Annotated in this window: 15 protein-coding genes; 9 read left to right on the forward strand and 6 right to left on the reverse strand. The window is 37.3% G+C overall.

The genetic code is table 11. From position 1 onward, the window contains the following. The first annotated feature begins 1 nt into the window (after position 1). Positions 2-940: a riboflavin biosynthesis protein RibF gene (ribF, locus tag ACQKTA_RS01635; RefSeq protein ID WP_427813938.1), complete on the forward strand. Its 939-nt coding sequence runs from the start codon at positions 2-4 to the stop codon at positions 938-940. Between the two features lie 124 nt (positions 941-1,064). Beyond that, positions 1,065-1,250, forward strand: a complete 186-nt coding sequence (locus tag ACQKTA_RS01640; protein WP_427813939.1) for a DUF6440 family protein — start codon at positions 1,065-1,067, stop codon at positions 1,248-1,250. A 47-nt stretch (positions 1,251-1,297) separates the two neighbouring features. Here ACQKTA_RS01640 and ACQKTA_RS01645 read toward each other — a convergent pair whose 3' ends face one another. After that, positions 1,298-1,666, reverse strand: coding sequence for a hypothetical protein (locus tag ACQKTA_RS01645; protein WP_427813940.1), 369 nt, complete (start codon positions 1,664-1,666; stop codon positions 1,298-1,300). 347 nt (positions 1,667-2,013) lie between these two features. Between ACQKTA_RS01645 and ACQKTA_RS01650 the strand changes: the two genes are divergently transcribed. Next, complete coding sequence (locus ACQKTA_RS01650) at positions 2,014-3,180, forward strand: pyridoxal phosphate-dependent aminotransferase (RefSeq protein ID WP_332581098.1); 1,167 nt, start codon at positions 2,014-2,016, stop codon at positions 3,178-3,180. Positions 3,181-3,223: 43 nt separating this feature from the next. On the opposite strand, the gene ACQKTA_RS01655 is transcribed toward ACQKTA_RS01650, so the two are convergent. Beyond that, the gene (locus ACQKTA_RS01655; protein WP_332581097.1) at positions 3,224-3,424 is read right to left on the reverse strand and encodes a hypothetical protein; all 201 of its coding nucleotides are present in this window, start codon (positions 3,422-3,424) and stop codon (positions 3,224-3,226) included. A gap of 191 nt (positions 3,425-3,615) precedes the next feature. On the opposite strand from ACQKTA_RS01655, the gene ACQKTA_RS01660 reads away from it, so the two are divergent. Then, entirely contained in the window at positions 3,616-4,488 is an 873-nt protein-coding gene (locus ACQKTA_RS01660) for a phosphate ABC transporter substrate-binding protein PstS family protein (protein WP_407855983.1), read from the forward strand. Positions 4,489-4,568: 80 nt separating this feature from the next. On the opposite strand, the gene ACQKTA_RS01665 is transcribed toward ACQKTA_RS01660, so the two are convergent. Together ACQKTA_RS01665 and ACQKTA_RS01670 are read right to left on the reverse strand one after the other, a co-directional pair. Beyond that, a complete protein-coding gene (locus ACQKTA_RS01665; RefSeq protein ID WP_427813941.1) occupies positions 4,569-6,305 on the reverse strand; it encodes an ATP-binding protein in 1,737 nt (578 codons plus the stop codon). Next, positions 6,302-6,997: a response regulator transcription factor gene (locus tag ACQKTA_RS01670; protein WP_332581094.1), complete on the reverse strand. Its 696-nt coding sequence runs from the start codon at positions 6,995-6,997 to the stop codon at positions 6,302-6,304. The genes ACQKTA_RS01665 and ACQKTA_RS01670 overlap by 4 nt, the downstream gene beginning before the upstream one ends. Before the next feature lie 159 nt (positions 6,998-7,156). Between ACQKTA_RS01670 and ACQKTA_RS01675 the strand changes: the two genes are divergently transcribed. The 5 genes from ACQKTA_RS01675 (at position 7,157) to ACQKTA_RS01695 (ending at position 10,867) form a co-directional block, all read left to right on the forward strand. Continuing rightward, positions 7,157-7,618, forward strand: a complete 462-nt coding sequence (locus ACQKTA_RS01675) for a DUF523 domain-containing protein (RefSeq protein ID WP_427814495.1) — start codon at positions 7,157-7,159, stop codon at positions 7,616-7,618. Continuing rightward, a complete protein-coding gene (locus ACQKTA_RS01680; RefSeq protein WP_427813942.1) occupies positions 7,618-7,956 on the forward strand; it encodes a putative DNA-binding protein in 339 nt (112 codons plus the stop codon). Before ACQKTA_RS01675 ends, ACQKTA_RS01680 begins: the two co-directional genes overlap by 1 nt. Before the next feature lie 81 nt (positions 7,957-8,037). Beyond that, positions 8,038-9,453: a signal recognition particle protein gene (ffh, locus tag ACQKTA_RS01685; RefSeq protein WP_407855986.1), complete on the forward strand. Its 1,416-nt coding sequence runs from the start codon at positions 8,038-8,040 to the stop codon at positions 9,451-9,453. A 111-nt stretch (positions 9,454-9,564) separates the two neighbouring features. Beyond that, a complete protein-coding gene (locus tag ACQKTA_RS01690) occupies positions 9,565-10,131 on the forward strand; it encodes a DNA-3-methyladenine glycosylase I (RefSeq protein ID WP_427813943.1) in 567 nt (188 codons plus the stop codon). A gap of 220 nt (positions 10,132-10,351) precedes the next feature. Next, positions 10,352-10,867: a dihydrofolate reductase family protein gene (locus tag ACQKTA_RS01695; protein WP_427813944.1), complete on the forward strand. Its 516-nt coding sequence runs from the start codon at positions 10,352-10,354 to the stop codon at positions 10,865-10,867. Between the two features lie 60 nt (positions 10,868-10,927). On the opposite strand, the gene ACQKTA_RS01700 is transcribed toward ACQKTA_RS01695, so the two are convergent. Both ACQKTA_RS01700 and ACQKTA_RS01705 read right to left on the reverse strand, forming a co-directional pair. Continuing rightward, entirely contained in the window at positions 10,928-11,518 is a 591-nt protein-coding gene (locus ACQKTA_RS01700) for a GNAT family N-acetyltransferase (RefSeq protein WP_427813945.1), read from the reverse strand. 116 nt (positions 11,519-11,634) lie between these two features. Continuing rightward, entirely contained in the window at positions 11,635-12,189 is a 555-nt protein-coding gene (locus tag ACQKTA_RS01705) for an NADPH-dependent FMN reductase (RefSeq protein ID WP_407855990.1), read from the reverse strand. Positions 12,190-12,252 lie beyond the last annotated feature (63 nt).

Below are 12,252 nucleotides of genomic sequence, written 5' to 3' on the forward strand. Positions count from 1 at the left end.
TATGGAAATAATCAAATTGCATCATCCGTATAAACGCGAAGAAATCCCTGTTGATGATTGTGTACTGGTCTTAGGTTTTTTTGATGGTGTACATCGTGGGCATCAAGCAGTGATCGAAGCTGGAAAGAAAATCGCCCAAGAAAAAAATTTAAAACTGGCTTTGATGACGTTTAATCAACACCCTGCTGTTGTTTTTCAACGGGTGCAAAGTAAGCCAATCAAATATTTGTCGACGTTAAAACAAAAAGAAGAGCACTTAGCTGCTTTAGGAATCGAAAGTTTATACGAAGTAGCATTTACTTCATCCTTTGCGGCATTATCGCCTCAAGCATTTGTTGATCAATATATTGTAGGGTTGCATGCCAAAGTAGTGGTTTCAGGCTTTGACTATACTTATGGAAAAGAACGTGACGCGGATGCGCAGCATTTACCTGATTATGCGAACGGTCGTTTTGAAGTTGTAACAGTTGCCAAAAAAACTGAAGCTGATGAAAAAATCAGTTCTTCTCGGATCCGTCGTTTGTTATCAGAGGGACGTTTAGATGAGGCCAATCATTTATTAGGCTATATCTATGAAACGAGCGGTACGGTGATTCACGGTGAAGCACGAGGACGTACGCTAGGTTATCCGACGGCGAATATCCAAGTACGGGAAGATATGAATTTGCCTAAAGAAGGCGTGTATGTTAACCAAATCGAAGTCGATGGGAAATGGTATCCAGCAATGGGATCAATCGGACATAATGATACATTTGGTCCTAATCGGATGCTGACAGTGGAAATCAATATTTTAGATTTTAATCAAGAAATTTATGGAGAAAAGGTAAAAGTTCGTTGGAATCATATGTTGCGTGGACAAGTAGCGTTTGAATCTGTAGAGGGCTTGATTGAACAATTGCAAGCGGATGAGCAAGCAACTAGAGATTATTTTGAGCAATAGCATTTCTCAGATGCATCGATAAATTTTTAAGTCAATCATTTATTCAGAAATTGAATAAAGCTCCTTTCATCAAAGACTTTTTACTATTATTTATAGTATAAAAATTTTTGAAAGGAGATAAAAAATGGCAAAAGATCGATTTATAAAAACATATTCACAAGGAAAAATTGAGACTACTCGAATTTTTATTGATCGGGAAACGGGCGTGAATTATATATTTTTTAATGCCGGCTATTCCGGTGGGCTGACACCATTACTAGGAATAGATGGTAAACCTGTGATCACTCCTTTAAGTGAAATCGAAAAATAAAAGTAAAAGCTTCAACTCAATTTGAGTTGAAGCTTTTATTTTGTTATTTAGAAGTAGCAGTATTTTTCTTTGAAAAGAGACTGCCCCAGAAAATACCAGTAAATTGTGCAATCAAAAAAAGCAATAACAATGGAGCGGAGGCTGATAGCGGGGAGGATGAATGATAGTATGTAGTAATTGGATTTTCTATTAAAACCAGTAAAATACTTATTAAAATGTTCAATCCGTTCCCAAAAATCAAAAAGGGGTATTTGATAGCTGACTTTCCCATAAAAACCAATCACGACGGAAGCGGTAGTGAATAATAAAATCCCTATAATAGAATGAAAAAGATAATCCATTGCTAACGTAAGATGGACATATGGTATGAAGAAAAAGAAAAACGGCAGCAAGCGAATTACTTTTTTGTTTAACATGAGGGAACTCCTTTTTAATTTGTCTTTATATAGTTATTTTATGGGTTAAAATTATTCAATACAATAAAGAAAATAGAAAACGGATTAATTATTAACGTTATTTTATTGAATTATCAAGAGAACGTTATCAAAACTATTAAGATTCTACGCTTTATTTCACTTTGGAAAAACGTTTTCTCATAATCGTCTATTTTTTAGAGTAGTTATTTAATTAAAATTATTTTAGAGTAGCTTTAAATAATTTAAATTAGTCTGCTGACAAGTGATACTACAACGAAAAAAAATAAAATTATTTTTCTTTACTATCTGACTGATTGTGATAATATGATTAAAAATGGAGGGGTTATATGAATAAATTGCAAAATCGATTTAACAAAAATGTTTATGAGATCGCAGTCTCATTGATTCGTCAATTTGATGAAAAAGTGTCAGGAATTCCTAATATGTTGAAGTTAACATTAGGCGAGCCTGATTTTAATACTCCTGAACATGTTAAAGAAGCAGGACGTCAGGCAATCAAAGATAATTTTAGTCATTACACAGGGATGTCTGGCTTGATGGATGTGCGGGAAGCAGCCAGTCGATTCTTGTCTGAAAAATATACTGTTAATTATGATCCGTCAACGGAAGTATTAGTCACTGTCGGAGCAACTGAAGCGTTATCAGCTAGTTTATTAGCTATTTTAGAACCAGGTGATAAAGTATTATTACCTGCACCAACTTATCCAGGTTATGAACCGTTGATTTTATTAGCTGGAGCAGAACCTGTCTATATTGATACTCGAGAATCAAATTTTGTTTTAACACCAGAACAGATCGATCAAGCTATGGCGGAACATGGTGAAAAAGTGAAAGCTATTATTATTACATCGCCATCAAATCCGACCGGTGTTGCGTATAATGAAGCGGAAGTTGCTGCTTTAAGCGAAACATTAGCAAAATACCCATTGTTTGTTATTAGTGATGAGATCTATAGTGAATTGAATTATGAAGGACAGCATGTTTCTTTTGGTAAATACTTACGGGAACAAACAATTTTGATCAATGGATTATCAAAATCCCACGCAATGACGGGCTGGAGAATTGGTTTCATTTTTGCACCGGCAGAGTTAGTGGCGCAAATAATTAAAGTCCATCAATATTTGGTAACGGCAGCGGCTACTGTGTCTCAAAAAGCAGCCGTTCGAGCATTGGTTCAAGGAATCTCAGATGCTGAAGTCATGAAAGAAGAATATCGCGAACGCCGCGATTTTGTTTATCAAGCGATGACAAAACTTGGTTTTGAAGTGGCACGACCATCGGGAGCTTTTTATATTTTTGCTAAAATACCTGCTGGTCAAGAACAAGATTCAATGGCCTTTTGTATTGATTTAGCTGAAAAAAATCAATTAGCGCTTATTCCGGGAGTTGCTTTTGGTCCTGAAGGTGAAGGGTATGTACGAATCAGTTATGCAGCTTCTATGGAAACATTAGTAGACGCGATGAATCGTCTGTCCGCTTATATCAATGCATAAAAGAAAAAAACGATCAAATCATTTAAGATTTGATCGTTTTTATTTATTTGTTTAAGTAATTGAACAAGCCGCTGATTGTTTTATCTTCTAAAGAGATTTCTTTTCCATCTACTGTTGCTTTGATTACATGATAATAATCAGGTAGATCAGGGACTTCTTTGAATTGTGCTGCGACAAAATCACTGGCACTATTGTAAGTTTTTTCTTTTTCAGCTTCATTTAATTCATACGTAATAACTAACATTGTTCTCGCTTCTCTCATGTTTGATTTTTAGTACAAAATCATTATACACCAAAACTAATAAAAAGTAAGTATTTTGTCTTTACCAAATATTTACAGTTCTTAACGGATCGTTTACATCTCGTCAATCAGATATTTACGTTGAGCTGTTAAAGTAAATATGTACTAAAGAAAAGGTATGAGGAGTGTACTACATGAAAAAAATTATTTTGGCATTAGCATTTTCAGGAATTTTATTAGCCGGCTGCGGCAACGGAAATAATGCAGCAACTTCTAGTTCTGCAAAAGAAGAGACTGCAAAAATCACAGCTGTGGGTTCGACTGCTTTACAACCTTTAGTGGATGCAGCACAAGAAAGTTACACTCAAGATCATCCCAATGTCCAGATCTCTGTCCAAGGTGGCGGTAGCGGCACTGGCTTAAGTCAAGTGGAGAGTGGTTCAGTTGAAATAGGAAATTCTGACGTCTTTGCAGAAGAAAAAGACGGAGTAGATGCTAGCAAATTAGTTGATCACAAAGTAGCTGTTGTCGGCTTTGTACCGGTAGTAAATAAAGATGTTGGGGTTAAAAACATTACGAAAGAACAGTTGATCAGCATTTTTACTGGTGAAATCAAAAATTGGAAAGACGTTGGCGGAAAAGATGAAGCAATCCAAGTTGTTAATCGGGCTGCCGGCAGCGGTACGCGAGCAACGTTTGAAAAATGGGCATTAGACGGGAAAGAGCCCATTCAGTCACAAGAACAGGATTCATCAGGAACGGTGAAAAAAATTGTAGCACAAACACCTGGCGCAATCAGCTATTTAGCCTTGTCATACGTTGACGATAGCTTACAGTCACTAGAATTAGATGGTGTAAAAGCAACAAATGAAAATATTACAACTAATAAATGGACGATCTGGTCGTATGAACATATGTATACAAATGGAAAACCTGATAAAGCTTTAGCTGGTTTTCTTGAATACATGACAAGCGAGGCAGTTCAATCAGGACCTGTCAAAGAGTTAGGTTACTTACCGATCACATCCATGAAAGTGGAACGCTCTGCTGACGGAACGATCAAATAAAATATATTAATGGAGTAAAAAAACTTCCCCAAAGTTTTTGATACAATCAAAAGGATCACGGAAATTTCCGTGATCCTTTTTTATTTATTAGGTAAGAGTACAATAAAAGTCGAACCTAATTTTGGATGGCTCTCAACGCTGACTGATCCGCCAAGAATTTCACTGTATTCTTTGACGATCGCTAAGCCTAGACCAGTACCACCAGAATGACGGCTACGGGCTTTATCCACGCGATAAAAACGCTCGAAAATCCGTTTTTGATCTTCTTTAGACATCCCGATACCATGGTCTGTCACGATAAGTTTTAATTCATCGTCTAAAGCATAGCTTATTTCGATTTGGCTATTTTCAGGTGAGTATTGGATCGCATTTTCCAATAGATTCTTGATGATTGGCTGAAAAAAAGTCAAACGTGTTTGATAAAAACCATCTGCCGGTCCATCAATAGTGATTGAGATCTTTTTTTTCTTCAAAATATGTTGATACAAATCAATTTGTTGTTGCAAGAAAATATCGATTTCAATCGTCTGCCGATCTTCTGCTAAATCATCGCTATCTTTTGAAAGTTCGATAATGTCTTGGATCAACCGTTGCAGTCGTTTGGCATCATTTTCCATGATCGTCAAAAATTCAGTAGTCAATTCCGGATCTTCTTTCGCACCATCTAATAAAGTTTCCGTGAAGCCTAGTAAAGAAGTGACGGGAGTTTTCAGTTCATGAGAAACATTGCCGACAAAATCACGTTGGATTTTTTCCAAACGGCGGACATGGGTCAAATCATAGACCGTTCCCATAATTTGATCCCCATGAAGTTCATTTTCGATATAGCGTAAACGAATATCTAAATTCATGGAAGTAGGTAATTTAGTAGAAATCTCTAGATGTACTTGCCCTTTATCAACTAAAATTTGTTGGATCAATTGAATAAATTTATTATCTGCGATCACTTGCCAATAATAATGATCTTTTGCACCGCCGATTTGCAGTAATTCTTCCATTGCAGGATTGACCATGCTGAAACGACCCTCTGTATCGATAATAAAGACACCAATCGTCAATTCGTGGAACAATGTAGAGAACTGTTCTTCCGTCGAAGTATACGCGGCATAAGTTTCATTTAATTGTTCACTGATTTGATTGACCGTGATATAGAGTTCTTTCCATTGAGAAGAGTGTTGCATCACGTAATTACTTTTTTCAGGGGCCTTCAACATTCGTTGTAAAACAGGTAAAACCGCTTGGATCGGACGATTTCTTTGATAAGTCAAATAGCAGATGATCAAGTAAATAAAGACATAAAAGAAAAGTAAAATAATAAAAATCGTTCGTTGGAAATTTCTCGTCTTGGGTTGGAACGCAGAAGTTCTTTTTGCGACCCGTAAAATTCCGACGATTTTGTCACCCGAACGAATCGGCTGAGCGGTGTACAGCAATTCGGTATCTAAAGTCGAACTGTAACGGACAGAGGCACCGATACTAGCATTGCTTAAGACGGTTTTTACTTCGGGCCGATCCTCACGACTGCCTTTTAAATCAGGATCGGTACTATCAAAAATAATTTTTGCATTCGAATCCATCAAGGTGATTCGATCATGAGCCTCCTGAGCAAAATAATCAATGGCCTCGTGATTTGCACTTGAACTTAAGTTCTCAAGATCCAACCGATGAATCATCAATTCACCATTACTAGTCAAAAATTCTTCTTGTTGTTCCAGTAATTCTTTATTATAAAAATGATTGGCTAATTTCCAACTGCTGAAAAAAAGTAAGCAAACGAGAAGAAGTGGAATGAGATAATCTAAATGTTTGCGTTTCATTGAACCGGCACCTGGAACTTATAACCGAAACCGCGAACGGTTTGTAAATATTGAGGATGCTTTGGATCGAGTTCTATTTTTTCACGTAAATGAGAAACGTGGACATCAACAATTCGGCTCTGACCAGAAAAGTCATAGTGCCAAATTCGATCTAACAACGTATCACGATCAATCACGCGCTCTTTGCGTTTCATAAAGTAAACAAGTAATTCAAATTCTTTGGGTGTTAATTCAATTTTCTTACCGCGAACGGTTACTTGATAATTTGATAAATCTGCCGTAATTTCCCCAGTAGTTAAAAAATCATGAGTCACTGCTTCTTGGCGTGGTTCAACTCGTCGGAAAATAGCTTTCATTCGAGCCAATACTTCTCGTGGTGAAAAAGGTTTAGTCAAATAATCATCTGCACCGATTTCTAATCCTAAGATCCGGTCGATCGCATCATCTTTAGCAGTCAACATCAAGATCGGTGTATCAATTTTTTCTTGTCGCAACTTCCGAGCGATTTCTAAACCATCCATCGACGGCAACATGACATCTAAAATAATAAAATCAAATTTTTCATTCAAGGCCAATTCATACCCAATTTGACCATCATCCGCAGTTGTTACTGCATAGCCCTCTTTTTCTAAATTGAAACTCAATAACTTTACGATCGAAGGCTCATCGTCCACAACTAACACACGTTTCATAAGTATCTCCTCTCTTGATGTAAAAGAAATGCCTTCGTTTGCAGCTTTCTTCTTTTTTTTAAGAAGATTTAGGAAGGACTATTTCCACACATGAATAAATGGTATAATGTGAAAGCAGTTTTGTCACCTATTTTCTATTAAATGATGGGAGAAGAAGCGATGCTAGGGATTAGTGCCTGCTTAGGCGGGATAGCTTGTCGATACGATGGCCGATCAAATGAAAGCCCATTGTTAAAAGAATTAGTAGCAACCAATCAAGCAATCGTTGTCTGTCCAGAAGTGTTGGGCGGATTACCAATACCACGAACACCGGCAGAGATTCAAGGCGGGGATGGCTTTGATGTTTGGAACCATCATGCAAAAGTGATCGATAAAAATGGTCTCGACGTGACAGAAGCCTTCAAAGAAGGAGCGATTCTGGCATTTGAACAGCTTCAACATTTACAAGTGACCGAATTGATTTTAAAAGAAAAAAGTCCATCTTGTGGCAGTACTATGATCTACGATGGTAGTTTTTCTGGAAATCGTATTAAAGGTGTCGGAGTTGCCACCGCTTATTTTATACAAAAAGGGCTGGCCGTATACTCTGAAGAAAATTGGCAAGAAATGAGGCTGACGTAGTGGAACTCGAAAAAACGAACCGAATGAATGCGTTGTTTGAATTCTATGCAACGCTATTGACTGAAAAACAAATGAATTATATGGAATTGTATTATGCAGATGATTTTTCACTGGGCGAGATTGCTGAAGAATATCAAGTGAGTCGTCAGGCAGTTTATGATAATATTAAAAGAACAGAAAAAATCTTAGAAGATTACGAACGCAAACTACATATGTTTTCAGATTATATTGTTCGGGGTGAACAGCTAGATAAGGTGGCACTCTATGTGACAGAGCATTATCCAAAGGATGAATTTTTGGCTGAAGCAATCACCAATCTCCAAAATTTAGATGAATAGTAATCATTTATTGTTCTAAGTAAAAAAGACATTTATTTGAGCATAAATTATGCTCATTTACAGAAAGGAAAGTAATCAACAATGGCATTTGAAAGTTTAACGCAGCGTTTGCAGTCTGCGATGGGAAAACTACGTAAAAAAGGGAAAGTAACAGAAGCTGACGTTACTGAAATGATGCGCGAGATCCGTCTGGCATTATTAGAAGCCGATGTTAACTTACAAGTCGTAAAACAATTTACAAAAGAAGTTCGGACACGTGCATTAGGTGTGGAAGTATTAGAAAGCTTGTCACCTGCACAACAAATCGTAAAAATCGTTGACGAAGAATTGACGAAAACGTTAGGATCAGAAGCAGTCGGTATCGAAAAATCACCAAAAATCCCGACTGTGATCATGATGGTTGGTTTGCAAGGAGCTGGTAAAACAACTTTTGCTGGTAAATTAGCCAATTCGTTGATTAAAAATGAAAAAGCGCGCCCGTTGATGATCGCAGGCGATATCTATCGTCCAGCGGCGATCGACCAATTGAAAGTCTTGGGCCAACAATTAAATGTGCCTGTCTTTGATATGGGGACAGAAGTAAGCCCGGTTGAAATCGTTCGTCAAGGGATGGAACAGGCTCGTGAAAATAAAAATGATTATGTTTTAATTGATACGGCAGGTCGTTTGCATATCGATGAAGCGTTGATGGATGAATTAAAACAAATCAAAGAAATTGCGCAACCAAATGAAATCCTCTTAGTTGTCGATGCGATGACCGGTCAAGATGCCGTAAACGTTGCTGAAAGTTTTAATGAACAATTAGGTATAACTGGGGTCGTGATCACAAAACTTGATGGCGATACTCGTGGTGGTGCTGCACTATCAATCCGTGCAGTCACTGGCGCGCCAATCAAATTCATTGGTTCTGGTGAAAAACTAACGGATTTGGAAGTTTTCCATCCTGATCGAATGTCTAGTCGGATTTTGGGGATGGGTGACATGCTTACCCTGATCGAAAAAGCCCAAGTGGATTACGATGAGAAAAAAGCAGAAGAATTAGCTCGTAAGATGAAAGAGAATAGTTTTGACTTTAATGATTTCATTGAGCAATTAGATCAAGTCATGGGCATGGGGCCAATCGAAGATCTATTAAAAATGATTCCTGGAATGAGTCAAATGCCTGGAATCGAAAATATCAAGGTAGATCCAAAAGACGTCGAACGTAAAAAAGCAATGGTTTATTCTATGACGCCAGCTGAGCGAGAAGATCCAGATTTATTAAATCCTAGTCGTCGCCGTCGAATCGCTGCTGGCTCAGGGAACTCAATCGTTGAAGTCAACCGCATGATCAAGCAATTTAAAGAATCACGCAAAATGATGCAACAAATGAGTAAAGGCAGTATGCCTGCTGGAATGGATCAAATGTTTGGTTCGGGTATCAAAGGTAAGATGGGTAAAATGGCTATGAATCGGATGGTCAAGAAAACTAAGAAAAAGAAAAAGAAACGTAAATAATCGATGATCTGGCTCAAATTTTTTGAGTCAGATTTTTTTATTGTTTAAAGGATGAGTTCTGCTATACTAAGGGCGAGCGTATGTTCGTTTTTTACAAAAAGGAGGATAACTATGGACCGTTGTAACTGGGCTGGAAGTAATGAGAATATGCAGATCTATCATGATACTATTTGGGGCGTTCCTGAATATGATGATCAACGACTTTTTCGTAAATTCGTCTTAGATATGAATCAAGCAGGATTAAGTTGGCAAACGATTTTAAACAAAACAGCGAGTTTCGATCAAGCGTATGATAATTTTGTCATCGAGAAAGTCGCAAAATTTGATGAAAAAAAGATTGAAGAATTAATGCAAAATGCTGGTGTGATCCGGAATCGACGGAAAATTGAAGCAGCTATCAATAATGCTCAAAAGATATTAGAGATGCAAGTAACGGGGATGAGCTTTTCTGATTACTTATGGGGATTTACAGATCATCAAGTGATCGATGGTCATCGACAATCTGCTGCTGAAGTTCCAGCTACCACCGATCTTTCCGATGCCATTGCAAAAGATTTAAAAAAGCGGGGATTTAAATTCGTTGGCAGTACGACGATCTATGCATTTTTGCAAGCCGCGGGAATCGTCAATGATCATGAAAAAAATTGTTTTCGTTACGAAGAATTGCAGATGAAGTAAGCGTGTTTTAAGGTGTCTTTATTTTTTTACGTTAGCGCTATAGTGGGTGTGTAAAAGAAATTAAATCGATAATCAGCAAACGTTCATCTAATTTATTATGATATAAATCAATTTTTAAGTATAAAAAAAGCCTTCTCAATTATGAGAAGGCTTTTTTGTGAGCAATTAGCTGGTATCTGATAAAAGGTCTGGATACAATCAAAAGAAAGGAGTGGTAGAAATGACAGCGCGGGTTGTGTTTTATGGAGCGATTAGTTTAGATGGTTACCTAGCAGATAAAACCGATCATTTAGAATGGTTATATCATCAGCCTGGTGGGGAACTGGTCCCTTATGAAGAATTTTATCAAGCGATTGATTATACGATGATGGGACGACGTACTTATGATGTAGTCAAACGAGATGCGCCTGAAGAAAAACTGTATCCCGAAAAAGAAAACTATGTTTTTAGTCACTCGGAATTTTTAGTGGACGACAATATTCAGTTAGTTCATAAAAGTCCTATCGAATTTATCAACGACTTGCCTGACGATAAAACTGTTTGGGTCGTTGGCGGCGGTGCCTTATTAAAACCGATCATCGAAGCAAAACTAATCGATGAGTGGTGGATTCAAATTGTTCCAACTTTATTGGGGGAAGGCATCCCGCTATTTTTACCGCAACAAACGCCACAGACCTTGCAATTGATCGACACTAAACAATATGGACAGTTTGCTCAACTGCATTTAAAAAAATAAACGAGTTAATAGACTGTTGTATCGATTTCAACAACTGCTGCTTCAAATTCAGCTTGGCAGTCAAGTAGTTGCTTTTTTTTTAGGAAAATTTTCATCGTAAGTTACTAACGTGGTTAAATCAGGTTCCATACATTCTGAGAAAAACACTTGTCCTTGAACATGATCAAGGGCATTTTCTTGTAAAGGAAGCGCCATGATCCCAGTATAGTATTTTCCATCTGGCATTGAAATATTATATTTTTTCGTTCCAATAAATCCGAAGCGATGATAATGGTAGGGAAAACCGCCGATTATGATCGCATCGTAGCCTAATTTTTTTGCTTCAGCAATCGAATGTTCAATCAGTAGCTTTCCGTAACCTTGATGTTGATGATTTGGAGCGATACTGACCGGGCCGAAAGAGACAACAGGAAATTCTTTTCCAGTGGAGTCAATGACACTAGATTTGCTATAAAAGATACTACCGACTATTTCACTATTTACTTCGATGACAAAAGATAATTCTGGAAGATAGTCTGGATGTTCTCTTAGTTGATGTACGATGAGATGTTCCACAGATCCAGGGGTATATAAGTTCCAAAATGCTTCTCGCGTAATTTTTTCTATAAGCTGATATTCTTTTTCCTCTTCATGTCGAATATTGATCTTCAAAAAAACGCCTCCTTTCATCATTTAATTGTAACAAAGGCTGAGTGAAGAGTTCAATCACTAATATCTTTTCACAAAAAAACATCTCACAGATAAACTGCGAGACGTTTAGTCCAAAATTATTTAACTAATTTATTGAAAAATTCAACATATTTATCAGTGATTGTTTGGAAGAATTCTACTGTGCCGTCAGCGATGCGACCATCATTGTCGACTAAGTTCATAATGCCGCCGATGTAAGCTTCTGGTTGTTGAAGTGTAGGAACATCCAAGAATACTAATGATTGACGTAAAGCATGGTTTGCTCCAAATCCACCAGGTCCACCAGGAGAAACAGTCACGACTAAACCAGGTTTGCCGCCCCAAACGCTGCTGCCCATTGGACGAGAACCAACATCTAAAGCATTTTTTAATGCTGCTGGAACAGAACGATTATATTCAGGAGAGAAGAAGAATAGACCATCGACTTCGCTAACATCGTTACGGAAACGCGTCCATGCTTCCGGTACTGAACCTTCAACTTCAAGATCTTCATTGTAGAAAGGCAGATCATCGATTTGAATGAATTTTGCTTCGAAACCATCAGGCAATAATTCTGCAAATTTTTTCGCTACGATCTTGTTATAAGAGTCTTTTCTAAGACTACCAACTAAAATACCAATTTTTTTAGACATATTTGTTCCTCCATTTTTTAAAATTAATATTTATTGCTATTTAATAACTATGAATATATCTTA

The organism is Enterococcus sp. 22-H-5-01 (assembly GCF_050310005.1).
Lineage (GTDB): Bacteria > Bacillota > Bacilli > Lactobacillales > Enterococcaceae > Enterococcus_A > Enterococcus_A hailinensis.